20 protein-coding genes and 1 pseudogene are annotated in these 22,194 nt (G+C 46.0%); 16 read left to right on the top strand and 5 right to left on the bottom strand.

The genetic code is table 11. The annotated features are described in order from the left end of the window. Positions 1-30 precede the first annotated feature (30 nt). The 4 genes from pnp to vmrA all read left to right on the top strand — a co-directional run bounded on the left by pnp (position 31) and on the right by vmrA (position 5,184). On the top strand, positions 31-2,163 hold the full coding sequence (gene pnp, locus A8140_RS12665) for a polyribonucleotide nucleotidyltransferase (RefSeq protein WP_005530322.1): 2,133 nt from the start codon (positions 31-33) through the stop codon (positions 2,161-2,163). A gap of 183 nt (positions 2,164-2,346) precedes the next feature. Next, the gene (gene nlpI, locus A8140_RS12660) at positions 2,347-3,258 is read left to right on the top strand and encodes a lipoprotein NlpI (protein WP_005530320.1); all 912 of its coding nucleotides are present in this window, start codon (positions 2,347-2,349) and stop codon (positions 3,256-3,258) included. A 109-nt stretch (positions 3,259-3,367) separates the two neighbouring features. After that, entirely contained in the window at positions 3,368-3,781 is a 414-nt protein-coding gene (locus A8140_RS12655; protein WP_005530319.1) for a MarR family winged helix-turn-helix transcriptional regulator, read from the top strand. Between the two features lie 56 nt (positions 3,782-3,837). After that, positions 3,838-5,184 carry a sodium-coupled multidrug efflux MATE transporter VmrA gene (gene vmrA, locus A8140_RS12650; RefSeq protein WP_005530317.1) on the top strand — a complete coding sequence of 449 codons (1,347 nt, stop codon included), beginning with the start codon at positions 3,838-3,840 and terminating at the stop codon, positions 5,182-5,184. A 69-nt stretch (positions 5,185-5,253) separates the two neighbouring features. Here the strand turns inward: vmrA and A8140_RS12645 are convergent, their stop codons facing one another. The 3 genes and pseudogenes from A8140_RS12645 to A8140_RS12635 form a co-directional block, all read right to left on the bottom strand. Further along, positions 5,254-6,132, bottom strand: coding sequence for a U32 family peptidase (locus A8140_RS12645; RefSeq protein ID WP_005530316.1), 879 nt, complete (start codon positions 6,130-6,132; stop codon positions 5,254-5,256). A 20-nt stretch (positions 6,133-6,152) separates the two neighbouring features. Continuing rightward, a complete protein-coding gene (ubiU, locus tag A8140_RS12640; RefSeq protein WP_005530314.1) occupies positions 6,153-7,166 on the bottom strand; it encodes a ubiquinone anaerobic biosynthesis protein UbiU in 1,014 nt (337 codons plus the stop codon). A gap of 149 nt (positions 7,167-7,315) precedes the next feature. After that, positions 7,316-9,355: pseudogene (locus A8140_RS12635) on the bottom strand (sensor domain-containing protein). Positions 9,356-9,621: 266 nt separating this feature from the next. Between A8140_RS12635 and ubiT the strand changes: the two are divergent. Both ubiT and A8140_RS12625 read left to right on the top strand, forming a co-directional pair. Then, positions 9,622-10,149: a ubiquinone anaerobic biosynthesis accessory factor UbiT gene (gene ubiT / locus A8140_RS12630; RefSeq protein ID WP_005530312.1), complete on the top strand. Its 528-nt coding sequence runs from the start codon at positions 9,622-9,624 to the stop codon at positions 10,147-10,149. Further along, positions 10,133-10,636, top strand: a complete 504-nt coding sequence (locus A8140_RS12625; protein WP_005530310.1) for a GNAT family N-acetyltransferase — start codon at positions 10,133-10,135, stop codon at positions 10,634-10,636. The genes ubiT and A8140_RS12625 overlap by 17 nt, the downstream gene beginning before the upstream one ends. Before the next feature lie 86 nt (positions 10,637-10,722). On the opposite strand, the gene A8140_RS12620 is transcribed toward A8140_RS12625, so the two are convergent. Further along, a complete protein-coding gene (locus A8140_RS12620) occupies positions 10,723-11,175 on the bottom strand; it encodes a hypothetical protein (protein ID WP_005530309.1) in 453 nt (150 codons plus the stop codon). Positions 11,176-11,238: 63 nt separating this feature from the next. Here A8140_RS12620 and A8140_RS12615 point away from each other — a divergent pair, with 63 nt between their 5' ends. The 10 genes from A8140_RS12615 (at position 11,239) to deoD (ending at position 21,452) form a co-directional block, all read left to right on the top strand. After that, positions 11,239-11,637, top strand: coding sequence for a DNA polymerase III subunit psi (locus A8140_RS12615; RefSeq protein WP_005431900.1), 399 nt, complete (start codon positions 11,239-11,241; stop codon positions 11,635-11,637). Positions 11,638-11,649: 12 nt separating this feature from the next. Then, a complete protein-coding gene (gene rimI, locus A8140_RS12610; protein WP_005530308.1) occupies positions 11,650-12,105 on the top strand; it encodes a ribosomal protein S18-alanine N-acetyltransferase in 456 nt (151 codons plus the stop codon). Between the two features lie 302 nt (positions 12,106-12,407). Beyond that, complete coding sequence (gene prfC / locus A8140_RS12605; RefSeq protein WP_005530307.1) at positions 12,408-13,997, top strand: peptide chain release factor 3; 1,590 nt, start codon at positions 12,408-12,410, stop codon at positions 13,995-13,997. Between the two features lie 101 nt (positions 13,998-14,098). Then, positions 14,099-14,266, top strand: coding sequence for a DUF5363 family protein (locus A8140_RS25405; protein WP_005530306.1), 168 nt, complete (start codon positions 14,099-14,101; stop codon positions 14,264-14,266). After that, the gene (locus A8140_RS12600; protein ID WP_005530305.1) at positions 14,253-15,026 is read left to right on the top strand and encodes a TatD family hydrolase; all 774 of its coding nucleotides are present in this window, start codon (positions 14,253-14,255) and stop codon (positions 15,024-15,026) included. Before A8140_RS25405 ends, A8140_RS12600 begins: the two co-directional genes overlap by 14 nt. A 204-nt stretch (positions 15,027-15,230) precedes the next feature. Beyond that, entirely contained in the window at positions 15,231-16,514 is a 1,284-nt protein-coding gene (locus tag A8140_RS12595; RefSeq protein WP_005530304.1) for a NupC/NupG family nucleoside CNT transporter, read from the top strand. A gap of 579 nt (positions 16,515-17,093) precedes the next feature. Beyond that, positions 17,094-17,870: a deoxyribose-phosphate aldolase gene (deoC, locus tag A8140_RS12590; protein ID WP_005530303.1), complete on the top strand. Its 777-nt coding sequence runs from the start codon at positions 17,094-17,096 to the stop codon at positions 17,868-17,870. 99 nt (positions 17,871-17,969) lie between these two features. Then, positions 17,970-19,298 (top strand): thymidine phosphorylase, encoded by a 1,329-nt coding sequence (deoA, locus tag A8140_RS12585; RefSeq protein WP_005530302.1) that lies wholly within the window; start codon positions 17,970-17,972, stop codon positions 19,296-19,298. A 68-nt stretch (positions 19,299-19,366) separates the two neighbouring features. Continuing rightward, the gene (locus tag A8140_RS12580) at positions 19,367-20,587 is read left to right on the top strand and encodes a phosphopentomutase (RefSeq protein ID WP_005530301.1); all 1,221 of its coding nucleotides are present in this window, start codon (positions 19,367-19,369) and stop codon (positions 20,585-20,587) included. A gap of 145 nt (positions 20,588-20,732) precedes the next feature. Then, positions 20,733-21,452, top strand: coding sequence for a purine-nucleoside phosphorylase (gene deoD / locus A8140_RS12575; protein WP_005449118.1), 720 nt, complete (start codon positions 20,733-20,735; stop codon positions 21,450-21,452). An 89-nt stretch (positions 21,453-21,541) separates the two neighbouring features. Here deoD and A8140_RS12570 read toward each other — a convergent pair whose 3' ends face one another. Beyond that, positions 21,542-22,147 (bottom strand): YtjB family periplasmic protein, encoded by a 606-nt coding sequence (locus A8140_RS12570; RefSeq protein WP_005530300.1) that lies wholly within the window; start codon positions 22,145-22,147, stop codon positions 21,542-21,544. Positions 22,148-22,194: the final 47 nt, after the last annotated feature.

The raw sequence follows: 22,194 nt of genomic DNA, 5'->3' as shown, positions 1-22,194 counted from the left end.
AATCGATGCGCTTGGAAACAAGGAATAACAATGTTCGAAAAACCAGTTGTTAAAACGTTCCAGTATGGTAACCACACAGTTACTCTAGAAACTGGCGTTATCGCACGTCAAGCTACGGCTGCAGTAATGGTTACTATGGACGATACAGCAGTATTCGTTTCTGTAGTTGGTAAAAAAGAAGCGGTTGAAGGTCAAGACTTTTTCCCTCTAACAGTTAACTACCAAGAGCGTACTTACGCAGCAGGTAAAATCCCTGGTGGTTTCTTCAAGCGTGAAGGTCGTCCTTCTGAAGGCGAAACGCTAACGGCTCGTCTAATCGACCGTCCAATCCGTCCACTATTCCCAGATGCATTCAAAAACGAAGTACAAGTTATTGCAACAGTAGTATCTGTGAACCCAGACGTTCAACCAGACATCCCAACAATGATTGGTACGTCTGCTGCGCTAGCTATCTCTGGTATTCCGTTCAACGGTCCTATCGGTGCTGCGCGTGTTGGTCACATCGATGGTCAACTAGTACTTAACCCAAGCAACACTGAGCTAGAAACATCTAAGCTAGACCTAGTTGTTGCGGGTACTGAATCTGCAGTACTAATGGTTGAATCAGAAGCTGACAACCTAACTGAAGAAGAAATGCTATCTGCTGTTGTATTCGGTCACGATCAACAACAAGCTGTGATCAAAGCAATCAACGAATTCAAAGCTGAAGTTGCTACTCCTGCTTGGGATTGGGTTGCTCCAGCAGAGAACACTGCGCTGGTAACTAAGATTGCTGAACTTGCTGAAGCAAAACTGGTTGAAGCTTACCAAATCACTGAGAAGATGGCTCGTTACGACCGCATCCACGAGATCGCTGGTGAAGTTAACGAAGTGCTGCTTGCTGAAGATCCAGAAGCAAACACAAAAGAGATCCACACTATCTTCCACGATCTAGAGAAGACGGTTGTACGTCGCAGCATCATCGCTGGTAACCCACGTATCGACGGTCGTGAAAAAGACATGGTTCGTGCGCTTGACGTACGTACTGGTGTTCTTCCTCGTACTCACGGTTCTTCACTATTTACTCGTGGTGAAACTCAGGCGCTAGTAACTGCGACTCTAGGTACGCAGCGTGACGCTCAAATCATCGACGAACTAACGGGTGAGCGTAAAGATCACTTCCTACTACATTACAACTTCCCTCCATACTGTGTAGGCGAAACTGGTTTTGTAGGTTCTCCTAAGCGTCGTGAAATCGGTCACGGTAAACTGGCGAAACGCGGTATCGCAGCAGTAATGCCTTCTGTTGATGAGTTCCCATACACAGTACGTGTTGTATCGGAAATCACTGAATCTAACGGTTCTTCTTCAATGGCTTCTGTATGTGGTACTTCTCTTGCTCTTATGGACGCAGGTGTGCCAATCAAGTCTTCTGTTGCGGGTATCGCAATGGGTCTTGTTAAAGAAGGCGACGACTTCGTGGTTCTTTCTGACATCCTTGGTGACGAAGACCACCTAGGTGACATGGACTTTAAAGTAGCAGGTACTAACACTGGTATCACTGCACTTCAAATGGACATCAAGATCGAAGGTATCACTAAAGAGATCATGCAAATTGCGCTTAACCAAGCTCAAGGTGCACGTAAGCACATCCTATCTGTAATGGATGAAGCTATCTCTGGTGCTCGTGAAGACATCTCTGAATTCGCTCCTCGCATTCACACAATGAAGATCAGCGCAGAGAAGATCAAAGACGTTATCGGTAAAGGTGGTGCAGTTATCCGTGCTCTAACTGAAGAGACTGGTACAACTATCGAAATCGAAGACGACGGTACTATCAAGATTGCAGCAACTGAAGGTGCAGCAGCGAAAGAAGCTATCCGCCGTATCGAAGAGATCACTGCTGAAGTTGAAGTAGGTCGTATCTACACTGGTAAAGTTGCACGTTTGGCTGACTTTGGTGCATTCGTAACGGTTCTTCCTGGTAAAGATGGTCTAGTACACATCTCTCAAATCGCTGAAAAACGCGTTGAGAAAGTGTCTGACTACCTAACTGAAGGTCAAGAAGTTCAAGTTAAAGTTCTTGAAATTGACCGTCAAGGCCGTGTACGTCTAAGTATGAAAGAAGCAGTAGAGAAGCCAGCAGAAGAAGCAAACGACGCTTCTGAAGCAAAAGGCGAGTAATCTAAGTTTCGACTTTTGGTCTTTTATTAGCTTAAGAGCCTGAAAGCATGCTATAAAAGGGGAGCATTTTCGCTCCCCTTTTTTTTGGCCTGTTTCACCAATTATCGCCTCAAGCGAAGTTAACTAGCCTATAGTGCATAAAGAGAAACAGACCCAGAGCGGTCCAAACAGGAGTACCAATTAGTGAAATGGTTTCAAACCGCAAGTTTATGTGTTGCTATCGCGCTGACCGGTTGTGCTAATACCTCTCAACAATCGGCACAACAGTGGATCTACCCTCCGATGGCGGTACCGCTACAACCAAGCGTGCAACAAGAAGTTCAGATTGCGCGCCTTTCCCAGCTTTTACAGCGTCCAGACCTGAGTGATGAAGTTCGCGCTAAGATGCATTACGAGCGTGGTAACTACTATGACAGTGTTGGCCTGCGTGATCTTGCTCGTTTGGACTTCAATCAGTCTTTGCAACTTAACCCTGCTCAACCAGACATCTTTAACCTACTAGGCGTGTATTTCACTCAAGTTGGCGAGTTTGATGCGGCTTACGAAGCGTTCGATTCGACATTAGAGCTAGCACCAGAGAATTCATACGCAGAGCGTAACCGTGCGATAGCTTTGTATTACGGCGGCCGCATCGACCTAGCTCTGGAAGACATGACTAAGCATTATGAAGAAATGCCGAGTGACCCGTTTCGCGCACTGTGGCTTTACATCATTGAAGCTGAACAAAACCCAGAGCAAGCAAAAGCGAACTTAGAGAAACGTTACCAACGCGATCGAAGCGAAGAGTGGGGCTGGGTTTTAGTTGCGATCATGCTGCGTGACGTGTCTGATGATGCTGCGCTTAAAGCTATCATGGATGGCACGCGTGAGAACTACCGCCTTGCTGAGCGTTTAACAGAAACTTACTTCTACCTTGGTAAGCGTTACCAACTCGAGGGTGATATTGCTGACGCGATTTCGTTGTACAAGCTGGCGATCTCTTTCAACGTTTATGAATACGTAGAGCACCGTTACTCTTTCTTGGAGTTGGCGCAAATCTACGATCAGTTGCAGCAAGAACAACTTGCTAAGCTCAAAGCTGAGCAAGAGCAATAAGAAGAAAAATAACCATGAGCCGCTCAACCAGAGCGGCTTTTTTGTGCTTGAAGAACTTGGATGTCTTCACTAAAATAGTTAGCCTTGCTAACTAAATGGGCAAAGCATAATGGCATTAGAAAAAAGCCTGATTGATTTAGAACGCTTTTGTGCCAAAGCGTGGCGTGTTTATGCTAAAGAAGATCCACTTTCGCACCTGAGTTTTAATGAGTTTGATTACTTGCGAGTGATTCAACTGCACCCAGAAGGTGTACGCATTACCGACTTAGCGGAAGAGCTTCAAGTTACCAAACCTTCGGCTTCAAATATGGTGGTTCGTTTGGAGAAAAAGGGCTTGGTAAGGCGTATTGCTTGTAACGAAGATGCTCGCTCTAAACGCGTGCTATTAACGGAAGAAGTGATAGCTGAAATGTCTTTGGAACAAGTGGTGTATAAAGATATTTCACAGCAGCTTATGCGTAAGTTGGATGCGAAAGAAGCACAGCAATTGAAAGCGCTATTAGATAAAGCGCTAGGAAATTAAACCTATTTTTATTCTTTTATCAATTTAGTTAGCTTTGCTAACTATTGGTGGTAGTCATGCAAAACTCTATTTATAAACAGTTTTGGAAATACACAATTCCGACCGTTGCAGCCATGCTGGTTAACGGCTTGTATCAAGTGGTGGATGGTATCTTTATCGGTCGGTATGTCGGTGCTGACGGATTAGCGGGGATCAACGTTGCTTGGCCAATTATCGGCTCGATACTCGGTATCGGTATGATGGTGGGTGTAGGTACGGGCGCACTCGCCTCTATCAAACAAGGTGAAAAAGACAGTGAGGGCGCGAAACGCATTCTCTCAACTGGTCTATTGCTTTTAGTCGCTCTGATGCCAATAGTGGCGACAACCTTGTTTTTCTTCGCCGATGAATTTATTCGCTGGCAGGGCGCTGAAGATCGTGTTTACGAGCTTGGTTTGCAGTACCTGCATATCCTGAGTGTCGCGTGTGTGTTCTCGCTGGGTTCGATTGCAGTACCGTTTTTGCTGCGTAATAATGATAGCCCTAACTTAGCCACCATCTTGATGGTGATCGGCGCGGTAATCAATATCGTGCTCGACTATATCTTTATCGCTTGGCTGGGCTGGGAGCTTACCGGTGCTGCAATTGCGACCGCTCTGGCGCAGATGGTTGTGACGATTTTGGGGGTAGGGTACTTCTTTACTTCCAGAGCAAACATGCGCTTGTCTTTCGGCGATTTGAAGATGCAGTTTGATGTCATTCCTAAGATTGTCATGATAGGCACGTCTAGCTTCTTTATGTATGCGTATGGCTCAATGATGGTTGCGCTGCACAATGCATTATTTGCCCAGTACGGTAGTGCGTTGTTGATTGGTGCTTACGCCATCTTGGGTTATATCGTGACAGTCTACTACTTGATCGCTGAAGGCATTGCTAATGGTATGCAGCCTTTGGTGAGCTATAACCATGGTGCACGCAATCAAGACAATATTCGTAAGCTGTTGAAGGTCGCAATGGGCACGTCAGTACTCGGTGGTGTCGCGTTTGTTATTCTCATGAACATCTTCCCTTACGAGTTTGTGTCGGTGTTCAACAACGCAGACCAACATCTGATTGATGCGACGGTGGTCGGTATCCGTCTACACATGTTTGCGCTGTTCTTAGATGGCTTCTTAGTGGTTGCGGCGGCGTACTACCAATCGGTAAACAAAGGCAGCAAAGCGATGTTTGTGACCATTGGTAATATGGTGATTCAATTGCCTTTCTTGTTCATCATGCCGAAGTTATTGGGAGTGACGGGTATTTGGATTGCGTTCCCATTGTCTAACATCGCCTTGAGTCTGGTGGTGATGACAATGTTGTGGCGTGATATTAAGAAGATAATGAATGAGAGCTCTCCAGAGCCGAGTGTTCAAGTCTCTTAACCGAATATTAATACGAAAAAGCGAGGTCAGTACCTCGCTTTTTTATTGGCTTGAAACCCTGATTAGGGCTTAGATGTTTTTCACCTCTAAGCCAGCAAGTTGATGCCAGTAACCGTTACATTGGCGGTCTTGGAGCTTGCCTGGGTTGGTGCCTTTCTCATTGGAACGGAACTGGTCTAGCTCAGAGAAGGTGCTAAGGCCAAGTGGGCTTAGACGAACCACATCAACCAAACCTTCCATACTTGGCAGATCGTTGATCAGGTTGTAGCAGTAACCAGACTGAGTTTGGATGCCGTTGAGGTTAAATACTTCCTGACCTTCTTGGCTGCTTACTTGGATACCTGTTGGGTACTTAATACAGCAAGTTTCGCAGTCGTCTTTAGCTTTGTTTTCTGCACGAGCGGTAAAGCAGCGCGCCGAGTAAGCCAGCGGTAGGTAGCCGTGGCTAAATACTTCCACTTCAAACTTATTGCGAATGCCAAGTTCATCACATTGAACCAATGTATTGCTTAGCCATTCGCGAGACAGCTCTACAGGCATACACCAGCGGATCATGCCCTGTTTTAGGAACAAGTTAAGCGTGTGCGCGTTGTAAGTGTTAACCGCTGGGCCAACGACGAAAGGCACTTTGTGCTCAGAAGCCAGTTGAACCGCAGACACATCGTTGGCTTCAATCGCGAAGTCACCGTTGTCGATGTACTTCTTCATGATGTTCACTTCACTTGGCGCTTCTAATAACGCCATCGTGGAAAGCACGACTTGTTTGCCAGATGCAGACAGTTCTTTCGCGATATAAAACCAATGTGCAGGCTTCATTTCACGACGTTTTGAACATACGGTCTCACCAAGGTAGATGATGTCCGCAGAGCTTGATTTCGCTTGTTCATAAAACGCTTCAACGTCTTGCTTTGGCCAGAAGTACAACAACGGACCAAGTGCGTATTTCATTGAGTTATCCATCTTAACCTCTACTGCCATTTACGGTGGTAAGCACCAAGTGTGGTTTGCGTACCTTCAGACACGTTTGCCAATGCTGCATTCCAAGCCGCTTCAACTTGGTAAGCCTCTGGATTTGCTTGGTAACGATCAATCGCTGCACGCCACGTGCGCGTCACTTGTTCTACGTAAGCAGGGCTACGTTGGCGACCTTCAATTTTTACGGAAGCGACATTGGCAGCAAACAGCTCAGGCAACATAGAAAGGGTGTTCAAACTGGTTGGCTCTTCCAGTGCGTGGTAGCGTTTTTTCTCACCTTCAATTTCAGCTTCGAAACGACCTTTACACAAGGTTGGGTAGCCCGCGTTTTCACCAGCGCTGTAACGATCGATCAGGATGTCGTTAAGACGAGATTCCAGACCGTTTTCTGTTTCTTGCCAGCGAACGTATTTCGCCGGAGAGCACGCACCAACGGTGTTTGGTGATTCGCCAGTCATGTATGAAGACAGGTAGCAGCGACCTTCTGACATGATGCACAGGCTACCAAAAGCAAACACTTCTAGCTCGACATCGCTGGTGATGTTGCGAGAAAGCTGTTTTACCTGATGGATAGACAGTACGCGAGGCAGTACAACACGTTTGACGTTGAAGTTTTGCTTGTAGAAATCTACCGCAGCAACGTTGGTGGCTGATGCCTGTACAGAAAGGTGCAGTTCGAGCTCTGGGTATTTGTGAGCAGCGTACTCAAGTACCGCAATGTCAGCCACGATCAGTGCATCGACACCCAGTGCCGCTGCGTTGTCGACAGCGTTTGTCCAACGTTCAAAACCATTCGGGTGGGCAAAAGTGTTAAGTGCAACGTGGATCTTTTTGTTGCGGTCATGAACGTATTGCACCGCTTTTTCTAGCTTCTTGCCGTTGAAGTTCAGACCAGCAAAGTGACGAGCGTTGGTGTCGTCTTTAAAGCCGATGTATACGGCGTCTGCACCGCAATCAATCGCGGTTTTTAGCGCAGGCAAGTTACCTGCAGGACACAAGAGTTCCATATGCTCACAATCATAGAGAATAAAAAGGTGCCCGCATTTTATGAAGAATTATGAATAGCGAAATTGACCTAAGTTAGGTTTAGCGCAATAAAGTTGAGATTTACCCCTTGAGAGTAAGGGGTAACACTCAGATTTTGTTGCAGTTGAGATCAGTTCTTATGACGGCGGTTTTGCGCAAACAACTCTTCAACCTCGTGTTTAGGTTGAGGACGGTAAAAATGGAAGCCCTGAATCGAGTTACATTGCAGGTTCGATAGCAGTATCGCTTGTTGGTGGGTTTCCACACCTTCGGCGACCACGGTCAAATCCAATGATTTACCAAGGTTGATGATGTTCTCAATCACTGTTACCTGTTTCGGGAGCGTATCGATATCGTTGATAAACGCGCGGTCGATTTTTAGCTCATCGATAGGGAAGCGTGCTAAGTAGGAAAGGGAAGAATAACCTGTACCGAAGTCATCGATAGACAATGCGAAACCAAGCTTCTTGATCGCATTAAGCATTTGCAAAGTGTGTTCGCTGTCGCTCATTACCGCACTTTCTGTTAGCTCGAAGGTAATGCAGCTTGGGTCAAGTTCGGTCGTGCGCAGTAACTTCTCCATGTAGTCGATCAGTTGTGGGTTACCAAACTGCTCTGGAGAGAGGTTGATCGCCACGCGTCCCGGTAGAATGCCTTGCAGTTTCCAGCGTTTTACTGTGTTAAACACATCACGCATGACCACGCGACCAAGGTTTTCAATCAAGCCTGCACGCTCTGCTACGGGGATAAATGCGCCCGGGCTGATGTAGCCTTCGACTGGGTGTTTCCAACGCACAAGTGCTTCGGCACCGTTAATGCTGAAGTCACGTGCGTTAACTTTTGGTTGGTACCACACTTCCAAGCCGTTTTGCTGCAAGGCTTTTTGTAGCTCAATCTCCAGCCACAAACGCATGCGCGCCTCTTTGTTCATCTGATCATTAAATTTAATCAGACGATTACGACCGCGATCTTTTGCTTCGTACATCGCGGTATCAGCGTTTTGCAGTAGAATGCGCGCGTCTTGTCCATCTTCTGGATAGCGGACACTACCGATAGAACACGCAAGGCGTTTACTGAAATGATGCAGATCGAAAGGTTGGTTGATCAGAGAAATAATGCGCTCAGAGAGGATCTCCGCCATGCGAGTGTTTTCTGGCTCAGGCAGGATAATGCCAAATTCGTCGCCACCCAAGTGACCAATGATGGCTTGATTAGGTAAAGAACGTTTTAGGCGGGCGGAGACTTCTTGAATCACTTTGTCACCGATGTGATGGCCCAGTGAGTCGTTAATGTTCTTAAAGTTATCGATATCGAGGTAGAAAACCAGCAGCGGTGTCTGACTCTTGATGAGTTGTTCTAGTCGCTTGGTAAAGCCAAAGCGGTTATACAGCTTGGTCAGCGAATCGATGTGCGCGTCTCCGTTGGAGTTGGAAGAGAGCAGCTTTGGTGCGTCATCGGCGTCTTGAATCAAAATGATTTGAGAATCACTACCGAGAATCGCCGTGGTATCGGCATGCAACTGTACTTTTCGTTCGAACCCACAACGCGCGCTAGTCAGGCACACAAAAGGTTTTTCAGAAAGCAGCGTACTGATGCGATGGGTGAAGACTTTTTTGCTGTTTTCATCGATAAATAGCCGAGTCAGCTCTTCACCAAGTAGCTCATGTGGTGAATTCAACCCGAGTAAACGTGCGGAGGCTGGGTTGGCAGAAATGATGATGTCATCTTCCACCAATAACAAACCGTCAGGTAGGAGTTGAGTTAACTTGGCGAATTTGCTTTCTGACTCTTCTAACGAGCGAACCAGAATTTGTTTTTCAGACGTATCTATGGCATGGAAAACCACGAAGCGGATTTCGTTTTCTTCATGAACCGGAGAAAGACTGAAGTGAAGGCTGGTTTCAAGGTCGGTCTCGTCTAGCGTGATTTCTGCTTCAACATGATCGCCTTTGAACGCGCGTTGGTATTAGGGCGTGAGCTTTTTGTAGAACTGCTCTCCCAGTACTTGGCTGTCGTTTAGACCAACGATGTCGTCGTGTCTTAAGCCTGCAATGTCACAATAGCGATCACTCACCATTCGATAATTGTGTTTATTATCAAGAATAGCAAAAAAGAATGGGCTATTTGAGGTAAGCGTTGCAAACCAATGTTGTAATTGCTGGGAAGGCATTAAGGTGTTACCGATCTCCAATGAGCCTGATTATTCGTCCGTGTAATAAAAACGCTATTTTGATAACTATAACTTTGAACATACCGTTATTAAAGCGTTTATCCACGACTTAGCGTCAATAATACACGTAAGGTCAAAAAAACGACGCTTGAGTGAGAAAAACTGCCTACTTCTAAAACAAACAGATTTATTGATACACAACAGGTACTGGTATTACGCTATTGCGTAATATAGGCGACCTTATGACAAAGTAACGGATAATTAGCGTGTTAAACAAGATTCGCAGTCAACTAGTAAAGAACGCAGCATCAATTTTGCGATCTCCAGTCCAGTTATTGCCACAAACTGTTCAGAAAAAAGCCTTGTTAGAAGGTTTGAAAATGGTATTTAAAGAAGCGCTTGAAGATGGCGATTTTGAATTCCTTGAAGATAAGTGGCTGAAAGTTGCGATTAAAGACTTGAACTTAGCATGGTATATCAGCTACCAAGACGAAAAATTAGTGGTAGCAAAGAAACCGGTTCAGGAAGATGTGAGTTTTAGTGGTAACCTTAACGACCTAGTACTTATTGCTGGTCGTAAAGAAGACCCTGATACACTGTTCTTCCAACGTCGTCTTTCTATTGAAGGCGACACTGAGCTAGGCTTAGAAGTGAAAAACCTGATGGACAGTGTCGACTTAGAGCAGTTACCAAAAGCGATGCAAGTAGCACTGAACCAATTGGCTGACTTTGTTCAGAAAGGGGTTCAAGCGCCTGCACAAGAAACCGGAGTAGCGAATGCTTATTCGAACTGAAGCCCCTGCGGACATTCTCACCATTGACCGCTTATTAAAACATGCCTTCCCAACGGAAGCGGAAGCCAACTTAGTGATGAGTTTGCGTGAAAACGGTAAGCTCACTTTGTCTTTGGTGGCATGCACCGATGAAGGTGAAGTGGTTGGTCACGCGCTGTTTAGCCCTGTGACGTTGAATGGTGAAGATTTGTCGTGGCAAGGTCTTGCGCCTTTGGCTGTACATGAAGATTACCGTCGCCAAGGTATTGCAGCTGAGTTGATCAAAGAAGGCTTTGATTCACTACGTGATTTTGGTTACCCAGTGTGTGTGGTGTTGGGCGCTCCTGACTACTACGGGCGTCAAGGTTTTAGAGCCAGCGAAGAGATGGGCTTCGATTGTGCGTGGGAAGTACCACAAGGTGTATTTCGCGTCGCAGAATTGGTGGAAGGGCAATGTGACGGACGTTCAGGTCGCATCGATTATTCACCAGAGTTCTCTGAGCTATAATCGCTAAATTGAATGACAAAGCCCGCTGTAAAAAGCGGGCTTTGTTTTTGAGCGGGCTATTTTTCAGTCGTCAATAGGAAAGCGGTTTAATCCTGCTCTTTAACGCGCTTCTTACCCCAGATTTCGATTTTTGCTTTTTTGCTCATACCAGCGGCATTCAGTGTCATGTTGCCCCAGCTTTTGTATTCCATCTCTAGACGTTTGAACTTCGCGTCTTCAGATCCGGGTAATGTCCAAGGGCGTGTCGACATGCCTTTTGTCAGAGTGCCAACCATAGTTTTGAGCTTTTTCTCACTGCCGTCGGTCATGGTCACTTTCATTTTCTTAATGCTCATGGTGCCTTGAGTGCACTTGATTTTGATCTTGCTGAACTGACGATTCTTAAACAGACCGTTTGGTTCTACTGTGTCGGTTTCAGTTTGGAAGCTCACGGTTTTTTCGGCGATCAGCTCCCAACCATCGTTGCTATCCTTAGCGAAAGTGTTAAAGCTGGTGGTTGCGATAAGTAACGTAATAGCGAGTGATTGGAAAAGCTTCATAACACCTCTGACTTTAAATACGAAATTTTGATAGGATTGCCTCGTTCAAATAGGTGACAAAAGATGTCAATTAACGAGAAACAATATTTACACGAAATGGGGATCAGCACTTGGGAGCTGAGTCACCCAGAAAGACTGGAAGGCTATCAATCGCCATTATTGGATTTGCAGAGTTCTTGTAAACTACTATTGGTATCGCCAATGTGTCCAGAAAACGAGACAGCTTTGATGTTTGAGCGTGTATTAAAAAGCATTAAGCTCACGCTCGACGACGCTCTGCACCTAGAGCCTGAGCGCTTATCCATGCTGGGTGAGCATCAACTAGAATGGGTGTGGTTCGCAGGCTGTGAGGCAGATGCCAGCATTAATGCTAAGCAACTGACGTCACCGCTATTACAAGATATTGATGGCAACAACGAACAACGCCGCGCATTGTGGCAACAAATCTGTTCGTACTCTTAACGGAGCTAACGCGTGACAATTGAAATTACGCCGATGCGTGCTGAGCACCTCGACCAAGTTTGGCAGATCGAGCAACAAGCGCATTCTCACCCTTGGGCAGAATCTTTGGTGCGTGACTTATCCAGTCGCGGCGCTTGCCATCATGTGATGCTGGAAGGTGCTCAAGTGATTGGTTACTTCTACGGACAGAATATTGTCGGAGAAGTGACGCTATTAAATATTGCCATCGCACCCTCTCAACAGGGGAAAGGGCTAGGGCAAAAATTGCTGGATGCATTTATCGAACACTGCGAGCAAGCGAAAGCAGAGAGCGCCTGGTTGGAAGTGCGCGAAAGTAACCACTCAGCTATCCATATTTATGAGCAAGCAGGCTTCAATGAAGTGGACCGTCGTTACAACTATTACCCAGCCAGAACGGGCAATGGTAAAGAGGACGCCATCATTCTGAGTTACCTATTTGTGATTTAGTTTTAATTCACTACGAATTACCTCATCAACACTTACGCTATAAATGCTTATCTGACTTCGAGGCTTGTGAACATGTAATAATAATTTTTTTAATTTTTTACATCTCTTGTGTGGAGCTAGTTTTCGATTGCTGGCGCTAGGGCATGTGAGCCTTTGTGAAAGAGAGAAATGAACTGAGCACATTGAGTTCATGTCTTTCCTGTTTGCTAGCATAGCGATAATAAGCGAGAATACGCACAATATCGAATAGTAGATATGCTTGCCCATTTTGTGAGCATGAAAGTAATTTAGAAGATAAACTAATGTCAAATCCCCTTTTTTTAGGCGAAGTTTCTAAGCGCAGAACGTTCGCTATTATTTCTCACCCGGATGCGGGTAAAACCACCATTACTGAAAAAGTACTGTTATTCGGAAACGCGATCCAAAAAGCAGGTACGGTTAAAGGTCGTGGTAACGCACAGCACGCAAAATCAGACTGGATGGAAATGGAAAAGGAACGTGGTATCTCGGTTACTACTTCTGTAATGCAGTTCCCTTACAACGATTGTCTGGTAAACCTACTTGATACTCCTGGACACGAAGACTTCTCGGAAGATACTTACCGTACTCTAACGGCGGTTGACTCATGTCTAATGGTTATCGATGCGGCGAAAGGTGTCGAGGATCGTACTCGTAAGCTGATGGAAGTAACGCGTCTGCGTGACACGCCAATCGTAACCTTCATGAACAAACTTGACCGTGACGTTCGTGATCCAATGGAAGTATTGGATGAGGTAGAAAACGAACTTGGCATGATGTGTGCGCCAATTACGTGGCCAATCGGCTGTGGTAAAGAGTTTAAAGGCGTTTACCATATTCACCGTGACGAAACGATTCTGTATGAATCTGGCCACGGTCACGAGATCCAAGAAGTTCGCATCATCAAAGGTCTAGACAACCCTGAACTTGATGAGAAAGTAGGTGAAAGCCTAGCCGCAAGCGTTCGTGAAGAGCTTGAGCTTGTTATGGGCGCTTGCCCTGAGTTTGATCACGAAGCATTCCTTGTTGGTGAACTAACGCCAGTTTACTTCGGTACAGCACTAGGTAACTTTGGTGTTGACCACATGCTAGATGGCTTAACTGAGTGGGCGCCAGCGCCGAAAACTCGTCAAGCGGTAGAGCGTGATGTGGAAGCGACAGAAGACAAGTTCTCAGGCTTCGTATTTAAGATCCAAGCAAACATGGATCCAAAACACCGTGACCGTATCGCCTTCATGCGTATCGTATCGGGTACTTACACACAAGGTATGAAGATGAACCACGTTCGTCTTGGCAAGCAAGTAAGTATCTCAGATGCGGTTACCTTTATGGCGGGTGACCGTTCTCGTGCAGAACACGCTTACGCGGGTGACATCATTGGTCTACACAACCACGGTACGATTCAAATTGGTGATACATTCACTCAAGGTGAAGCGCTGAAGTTCTCTGGTATTCCAAACTTTGCGCCAGAACTGTTCCGTCGTATTCGTCTAAAAGATCCATTGAAGCAGAAACAGCTACTGAAAGGTCTGGTTCAGCTTTCTGAAGAAGGTGCGGTACAGGTATTCCGTCCATTGCAAAACAACGACCTGATCGTAGGTGCGGTTGGTGTGCTTCAGTTTGACGTGGTTGTGGCTCGCTTGAAGTCAGAATACAACGTTGAAGCGATTTACGAAGGTGTAAACGTAGCAACCGCTCGTTGGGTTGAGTGTGGCGATGCGAAGAAATTGGATGAGTTCCAACGTAAGAACCAAACTAACCTAGCATTGGACGGTGGTGATAACCTAACGTACATCGCGCCAACTATGGTTAACCTAAACCTAGCGCAAGAGCGTTTCCCTGATATCGATTTCCGTGCGACTCGTGAGCACTAATCGAATCTAACTCGCTTTATATCGCGTACTAGATCATAAGCCGCCGTTAGCTATACACTTAGCTAACGGCGGTTTTTGTTTGTTAAACAGAAGAGGTTGCAATGAGCTGGTTTAAGAAAGGACTCAAACGCTATGACGATTGGTGCAAAGAGATGGGGCTAACGCCTGATCAAAAGCGCAGTTGTGTACCGTATAAACAAGACCCGGTTCATGAAGACGAGCCTGCTAAAAAAGCAGAGCAAGAGAAAGCAAACAATGAAACTGTTTGATACCCACTGCCATTTTGACTTCGAGGTCTTCCAGGATGACTTTGCAAATCAAGTTGAGCTTGCGCGTGACCAAGGAGTAGAGCGTATCTTGATTCCTTCCGTCGGGCCGAGTAACTGGGCTCGTATTCAAGCGCTGGCCAACCAATACTCTGACCTTTATTACGCGCTGGGCTTTCATCCCTATTTTCTACAAACAGGGTTTGAGCAGTCTGTTCCAGAGCTGGAATCGTTACTTTCCTCGTCCAAGCGACAATGCGTTGCGATAGGAGAGTGCGGTTTGGATTTTGCAATAGATGTTCCCACCGAGCTTCAAGAGCAGGCACTGGAGTTGCAATTCGAACTGGCAAGACGGTTCGATCTGCCCGTTATTTTACACAGCCGAAAAGCGCATAATCGTCTCATCCAACTAGTCAAAGCTGCCAAGCTTCCTAAAGGTGGTGTATTGCACGCGTTCTCTGGCAGTCATCAGCAGGCGATGGAATGGGTTCGATTAGGTTTTCTTATCGGAGTCGGAGGCACAATTACCTATCCAAGAGCCAATAAAACTCGCGACGCGATTCAAAGATTATCACTTGAGAATATCGTTTTAGAAACGGACGCTCCGGATATGCCTATACTTGGCTATCAGGGCGAGCCTAATCACCCTTCAAAACTGATTCATGTATTGAATGAGCTCTCTCTGTTGCATACAGAAAGCAAGCAATCGATTGCCTCTCAGCTATGGGAAAATAGCAATTCTGCCTTCTTTATATGTGAATAAAATCTAAAGATGGTGTTTAAAAGCGAAAACGTTTCCCTTCTTATTGTGAGATAACTCACAAACGGGAGTGAATCAATGATGAATCTTATAAGAAAGTGTGAGGGTGGCATTACTTTAATTGATTCTGCATGAGTATAATTGCCCCCGCTTTATAGCTCCATTTTGTAACACGCCAATAAATAACTTATAAGGAAGTCATAAACTATGAGCCTGTTTATGAGCCTAGTCGGTATGGTAGTGCTTCTTGCTATTGCATTTGCATTCTCATCTAACCGCAAAGCTATCAACTTTAGAACTGTGGGTGGCGCATTTGCTATCCAATTCATCCTTGGTGCATTTGTTCTTTACGTACCTTGGGGCCGTGATCTACTAAACGGTTTCTCTACTGGTGTTTCTAACGTTATCAACTACGGTAACGATGGTTCATCTTTCCTATTCGGTGGTCTTGTTTCTGACAAGATGTTCGAAGTATTCGGCGGCGGCGGCTTCATCTTCGCATTCCGCGTTCTTCCTACACTGATCTTTTTCTCTGCACTGATTTCAGTTCTTTACTACATTGGCGTAATGCAGTGGGTTATCAAGATTCTTGGTGGTGCACTACAAAAAGCGCTTGGCACTTCTCGTGCGGAATCAATGTCTGCAGCAGCTAACATTTTCGTAGGTCAAACTGAAGCACCTCTAGTTGTTCGTCCATTCGTACCAAAAATGACTCAATCTGAGCTATTCGCGGTAATGTGTGGTGGTCTAGCATCTGTAGCTGGTGGTGTACTAGCAGGTTACGCTTCAATGGGTGTTCCTCTAGAGTACCTAGTAGCTGCATCATTCATGGCAGCACCGGGTGGTCTACTATTCGCTAAGATTCTTCACCCAGAGACTGACCAGCCTCACGAAGACATCGAAGAAGCAATGGACGGTGGCGACGAGAAGCCAGCTAACGTAATCGACGCAGCAGCGGGCGGTGCGGCTTCTGGTCTACAACTAGCACTAAACGTTGGTGCAATGCTAATCGCATTCGTAGGTCTTATTGCTCTTATCAACGGTATGCTAGGTGGCATCGGTGGTTGGTTCGGTATGCCTGAACTAACACTAGAACTTATCCTAGGTTACGCGTTCTCTCCACTAGCATTCCTAATCGGTGTTCCATGGGACGAAGCAGTTGTTGCTGGTTCATTCATCGGTCAGAAACTAGTAATCAACGAATTCGTTGCATACTTGAACTTTGTTCCTTACATTGGTGAAAACGCTCAAGTCGTTGCGGCAACTGGTGAAGTAATGTCTGAGAAGACAACAGCTATCATCTCATTCGCACTATGTGGCTTCGCGAACCTTTCTTCTATCGCGATCCTACTTGGTGGTCTAGGTAGCCTTGCACCAAACCGTCGTTCAGATATCGCTCGCATGGGTATTAAAGCAGTTCTTGCTGGTACGTTGTCTAACCTAATGGCAGCGACTATTGCAGGCTTCTGCCTTAGCCTTGCAGCACTTTAATTAGAATCGGTTCTTAATATATAGACGCCGTTTTAAATCATGCCCTGTAGCAAGAGATTGCTGCGGGGCATTTTTCGTTTTTCGGGCCTAAAAAATTAACCGCACGTAGGTCTACGTGAGTGGCTTACGCAGTTGGTGGAATAGGGGCTGGAAAATTTTGAGATACAAACCGTTTGCGCTCTATTTGGTGCTACAGTTTTGCGGTGAATATCTATAATGTAGTAATCACGATATCGTGGTAATGAATACCACCTAATCACAGAGTGAATGTTACATACTCGATGGGCAAATGAATTGCCCTCAATATCAAATCAAACAAGCGTTTTATTGTTTGATGTGATATTAAAGACACCGCAATCATAGATTGTTGTGCCATAGGCCAAACTGGTACTGTGCGGTGACAAGGATAGCAATTGGTATATGATTTTTCGCAGTATATGCCGAGTCTTCAGGGAACCAAGTCCGTTCATAAATAGACTGTTTAGCCAATTTCTCACACTGTCTTGACTTGTTGATTATAGTTAGAGAAGTGATGTGAGGCTGAGTAGTGAATTTTTTGAATATTGATCGGAGATAGAAATGAGCGATTTAAAAGCAGCAGCGCTACGTGCACTGAAACTTATGGACCTTACTACGCTAAATGATGATGACACTGATGCAAAAGTGATCTCACTATGTCATGACGCGAAATCAGCAGTAGGTAACACAGCTGCAATCTGTATTTACCCTCGCTTTATTCCTATTGCTAAGAAGACACTTCGTGAGCAAGGTACGCCTGAAGTTCGTATCGCAACGGTAACGAACTTCCCACACGGTAACGACGACATTGAAATCGCCGTTGCTGAAACAAAAGCGGCGGTTGCTTACGGTGCAGACGAAGTAGACGTAGTTTTCCCATACCGCGCTCTAATGGCGGGTGATGAGAAAGTTGGCTTCGAACTAGTTAAGCAATGTAAAGAAGCTTGTGGTGACATTCTTCTTAAAGTGATCATCGAAACAGGTGAACTTAAAGAAGAAGCACTCATCAAGAAAGCATCTCAAATCTGTATCGAAGCAGGTGCTGACTTCATTAAAACTTCAACTGGTAAAGTGCCAGTAAACGCAACACCAGAATACGCTCGCATGATGCTTGAAGTTATTCGTGACATGGGTGTTGCAGAAACTGTTGGTTTCAAACCAGCAGGTGGTGTGCGCACTGCTGAAGATGCAGCTGCATACCTAGCAATGGCTGACGAAATCCTTGGTGACAACTGGGTTGATGCTCGTCACTACCGTTTCGGTGCTTCTAGCCTGCTAACAAACCTACTTAATACATTAGAAGTATCGGACGAAGTCGCTGATCCAGCAGCGTACTAATTCCAACAATACGTCTGAACGGTAGCACCAGCTTTGGTGCTACCAATCCTCTTCTATCCTACTTTTTCCATGGCTCATAATGAGCTTGGGGAGGCACTAATGTATTTACCACAAGAAATTATCCGTAAAAAACGTGACGGCGAAGTTCTAACAGCCGACGAAATCAACTTCTTCATTCAAGGCGTAGCAAACAACAGTGTATCTGAAGGTCAGATCGCCGCATTTGCTATGACAATCTTCTTCAATGAAATGACGATGCCAGAGCGTATCGCACTAACGTGTGCAATGCGTGATTCAGGTATGGTTATCGATTGGAGCCACATGAACTTTGGTGGCCCAATTGTCGATAAGCACTCTACTGGTGGTGTGGGTGATGTGACTTCTTTGATGCTTGGCCCAATGGTGGCAGCATGTGGCGGTTTCGTACCTATGATCTCTGGTCGTGGTCTTGGCCACACTGGCGGAACGTTGGATAAGCTTGAGTCTATTCCTGGCTACAACATCACTCCGACAAACGACGTATTTGGTCAAGTAACCAAAGATGCAGGCGTAGCAATCATCGGTCAAACTGGTGACCTAGCGCCAGCGGATAAGCGCGTTTACGCGACTCGCGATATCACAGCAACAGTAGACAACATCTCACTGATCACGGCGTCGATTTTATCGAAGAAGCTTGCTGCAGGTCTTGAATCTTTAGTGATGGACGTAAAAGTTGGCTCTGGTGCATTCATGCCAACTTACGAAGCGTCTGAAGAGCTAGCAAAATCAATCGTTGCGGTAGCAAACGGTGCTGGCACTAAGACTACGGCAATTCTTACGGACATGAACCAAGTATTGGCTTCTTCGGCGGGTAACGCAGTGGAAGTTCGCGAAGCGGTTCGTTTCTTAACGGGTGAATACCGTAACCCTCGCCTACTTGAAGTGACCATGGCTTCATGTGCTGAAATGTTGGTGCTTGGCAAATTGGCTGAGAACACAGAAGACGCACTTGCGAAACTGATGGAAGCGCTAGATAACGGCAAAGCGGCTGAGTGCTTCGGTAAGATGGTAGCTGGTCTAGGTGGTCCTGTGGATTTCGTAGAAAACTACGATAACTACCTAGAAAAAGCAGAAATCATTAAACCAGTATACGCAACAGAAACTGGCGTTGTATCTGCGATGGATACACGTGCTATCGGCATGGCGGTTGTTTCAATGGGCGGCGGTCGTCGCGTTGCGACAGATGAAATCGACTACGCAGTTGGTTTCGATAACTTCATCCGTCTTGGTGAAGTAGCAGATAGCGACAAACCTCTTGCGGTTATCCACGCTCGCACTGAAGAGCAGTGGGAAGAAGCAGCAAAAGCACTTCGCAGTGCAATCACTGTAGGTGGTGAGTACACACCAACTCCAGAGGTTTACCGCCAAATCCGTGCAGAAGATCTTTAATCGAATAAGTAATTACACAAGGCCTACTCAACCATAATAAGAAGCCGAGTGGGCCTAAGGAACGAGCAATGAAAAGAGCATTTATTTTAGTACTAGACTCATTCGGCATCGGCGCAGCTGCAGATGCAGAACAATTCGGTGATGTAGGTTCAGACACGCTAGGTCATATTGCTGACCAGTGTGAGCAAGGCTTAGCAAATAACGACAAGCGTGAAGGCGCGCTTCGTCTTCCAAACCTATCTAAACTAGGTCTGGCAATGGCGCACAAAGAGTCAACCGGTCGTTTCGCACCAGGCCTAGACGCAGACGCTGAAATCATCGGTGCATACGGTCACGCTGCAGAGCTTTCTTCAGGTAAAGACACACCGTCTGGTCACTGGGAAATCGCAGGTGTTCCTGTTCTGTTTGATTGGGGTTACTTCACTGATAAAGCAAACAGCTTCCCGAAAGAGCTGACTGACCGCATTCTTGAGCGTGCTGGTCTGGACGGTTTCCTTGGTAACTGTCACGCTTCTGGTACTCAAGTTCTTGACGATCTTGGTGAAGAGCACATGAAGACTGGTAAGCCAATCTTCTACACATCTGCTGATTCTGTATTCCAAATCGCATGTCACGAAGAGACTTTTGGTCTAGATCGTCTACTTGAGCTTTGCCAAATTGCACGTGAAGAGCTAGAAGATTACAACATCGGTCGTGTTATCGCGCGTCCATTCGTTGGTGCTGGTAAAGGTCAATTTGAGCGTACCGGTAACCGTCGTGACCTTTCTGTTGAGCCACCATCAGCAACTGTGCTTCAGAAGCTAGTTGAAGAGAAGCAAGGTGATGTGGTTTCTATCGGTAAGATTGCGGATATCTACGCAAACTGCGGCATCACTAAGAAAGTGAAAGCGACAGGTATCCCTGCATTGTTCGAAGCAACGCTAGAGCAAATTAAAGAAGCGGGTGACAACACCATCGTATTCACTAACTTTGTAGATTTCGACTCAGCTTACGGTCACCGTCGTGACGTAGCGGGCTACGCAGCAGCACTTGAGTACTTCGATGGTCGCATCAATGAAGTGCTAGAGATTATGGAAGAAGACGATGTGCTTATTCTAACGGCAGACCACGGCTGTGATCCAACATGGCCAGGTACTGACCATACTCGTGAGCACATCCCAGTGATTGTTTACGGTAAGAAAGTATCAGCAGGTTCACTAGGCCGTCGCGATAGCTTTGCTGATATCGGTCAAACATTGGCGACTTACTTCGGTACTTCTCCAATGGATTACGGTAAGAACTTCCTATAATTAGTTAGGTTTTGAAAACTAGGAGCTTGATGGCTCCTAGTTTTATGTTGGCAGCATGGAAGTGCTGCTTGTCGGAAATGAGATTATTCTAGCCAAACCGCCAGTAGCAGTGCGGATCGCTAGAGACAGGTTAAGGAAAAGAAACATGGCAACTCCACATATCAACGCAGAAATGGGTGCTTTCGCAGACGTCGTTCTGATGCCGGGTGACCCGCTACGCGCAAAATACATCGCAGAGACTTTCCTTGAAGATGTAGTTCAAGTGTGTGACGTTCGTAATATGTTTGGTTACACAGGCACTTACAAAGGTCGCAAGATCTCGGTAATGGGCCATGGCATGGGTATCCCATCTTGTTCTATCTACGTGACTGAGCTGATCAAAGACTTCGGTGTGAAGAAAGTGATCCGTGTAGGTAGCTGTGGCGCTGTGAACGAAGACATCAAAGTACGTGATGTTGTTATCGGCATGGGTGCTTGTACTGATTCTAAAGTGAACCGTATCCGCTTCAAAGGTCATGACTTTGCGGCTATCGCTGACTACAAAATGGTTCGCGCAGCAGAAGAAGCAGCAAAAGCTCGCGGCGTTGATGTGAAAGTAGGTAACCTATTCTCAGCGGAACTGTTCTACACGCCTGATCCAGAAATGTTCGACGTAATGGACAAGTACGGCATTGTTGGTGTTGAAATGGAAGCTGCTGGTATCTACGGTGTTGCTGCAGAGTACGGCGCAAAAGCGCTAACTATCTGTACTGTTTCTGACCACATCAAAACTGGTGAGCAAACGACATCTGACGAGCGTCAAACTACGTTCAACGACATGATGCTGATCGCTCTAGATTCAGTATTGCTAGGTGATGAAGAATAAGGTGAGAGCCATCTACTCTTCTGCTTATCAGCATTAAAAAACAGCCCGCATCATGCGGGCTGTTTTATTTTCTAAATTCGCTTTTTGAATTATTTGGTTAGCAACAGGTTTTCTGCTTTCTTGCGGCGGATCGGCTGTCTGCGCAAGATCATGATGAACAACATGCCACACACAAAGCTCATCAGTACCATCATGTACATGTAGTGATCACTCTTGCGGTAATGGTGATCAGAAATGGCGGTGACTCGACCGGTTTCAAATGTCACTCTCACAAAGCCAATCAAGGCACCATCCGATAACACAGGTTCTACGAGCTGTTGTCGGCCAATGGATGCGGTTGCAAGAGGGGTGTCTAGCCCCAAAACTTCACGCACCGACAGGGCTTCTTCACTAGACGCTAAGCGCACGCCTTGTGCGTCGTAAATAGTCGCGTCGAATACCAAGCGGTCTTGAGCAAGCTGGTTGGTTAGCTTCAATAGACGCTCTTGGTCTTTATTGATGATCATCTCGCCGGCAGACAATGATGCCTGCGAAATCAAAACTTTGGTCAGGGTTTCAAGCTGCTGTGCTTGTATCTTCTCATTACCCTTACTGATCACGACACTGTTCTTGATGGTGATGAAAAGCATCACACACAACAGGATCAGAGCCAGAATTCGTAGGGCATTCCTTACTGAGAACAAGGATTCACTCATGCTCTTTACTCGTCCATTCAAATCAAAACAAAGACTTGCCTTTTTAG

Origin of the sequence: Vibrio campbellii CAIM 519 = NBRC 15631 = ATCC 25920 (assembly GCF_002163755.1) — a bacterium.
GTDB classification, from domain to species: Bacteria; Pseudomonadota; Gammaproteobacteria; order Enterobacterales; family Vibrionaceae; genus Vibrio; species Vibrio campbellii.
This window is presented reverse-complemented; position numbering and strand designations above follow the sequence as displayed.

Bases quoted from the DNA above. Each gene is read 5' to 3' on its own strand.
- A8140_RS12580 (WP_005530301.1), top strand. From the start codon at position 19,367: ATGAAAAGAGCATTTATTTTAGTACTAGACTCATTCGGCATCGGCGCA.
- A8140_RS12600 (WP_005530305.1), top strand. From the start codon at position 14,253: ATGAAACTGTTTGATACCCACTGCCATTTTGACTTCGAGGTCTTCCAG.
- A8140_RS12655 (WP_005530319.1), top strand. From the start codon at position 3,368: ATGGCATTAGAAAAAAGCCTGATTGATTTAGAACGCTTTTGTGCCAAA.
- prfC (WP_005530307.1), top strand. From the start codon at position 12,408: ATGTCAAATCCCCTTTTTTTAGGCGAAGTTTCTAAGCGCAGAACGTTC.
- pnp (WP_005530322.1), top strand. From the start codon at position 31: ATGTTCGAAAAACCAGTTGTTAAAACGTTCCAGTATGGTAACCACACA.
- A8140_RS12645 (WP_005530316.1), bottom strand. From the start codon at position 6,132: ATGAAATACGCACTTGGTCCGTTGTTGTACTTCTGGCCAAAGCAAGAC.
- ubiU (WP_005530314.1), bottom strand. From the start codon at position 7,166: ATGGAACTCTTGTGTCCTGCAGGTAACTTGCCTGCGCTAAAAACCGCG.
- deoD (WP_005449118.1), top strand. From the start codon at position 20,733: ATGGCAACTCCACATATCAACGCAGAAATGGGTGCTTTCGCAGACGTC.
- A8140_RS12570 (WP_005530300.1), bottom strand. From the start codon at position 22,147: ATGAGTGAATCCTTGTTCTCAGTAAGGAATGCCCTACGAATTCTGGCT.
- A8140_RS25405 (WP_005530306.1), top strand. From the start codon at position 14,099: ATGAGCTGGTTTAAGAAAGGACTCAAACGCTATGACGATTGGTGCAAA.
- A8140_RS12620 (WP_005530309.1), bottom strand. From the start codon at position 11,175: ATGAAGCTTTTCCAATCACTCGCTATTACGTTACTTATCGCAACCACC.
- deoC (WP_005530303.1), top strand. From the start codon at position 17,094: ATGAGCGATTTAAAAGCAGCAGCGCTACGTGCACTGAAACTTATGGAC.
- A8140_RS12625 (WP_005530310.1), top strand. From the start codon at position 10,133: ATGCTTATTCGAACTGAAGCCCCTGCGGACATTCTCACCATTGACCGC.
- deoA (WP_005530302.1), top strand. From the start codon at position 17,970: ATGTATTTACCACAAGAAATTATCCGTAAAAAACGTGACGGCGAAGTT.
- vmrA (WP_005530317.1), top strand. From the start codon at position 3,838: ATGCAAAACTCTATTTATAAACAGTTTTGGAAATACACAATTCCGACC.
- A8140_RS12615 (WP_005431900.1), top strand. From the start codon at position 11,239: ATGTCAATTAACGAGAAACAATATTTACACGAAATGGGGATCAGCACT.
- A8140_RS12595 (WP_005530304.1), top strand. From the start codon at position 15,231: ATGAGCCTGTTTATGAGCCTAGTCGGTATGGTAGTGCTTCTTGCTATT.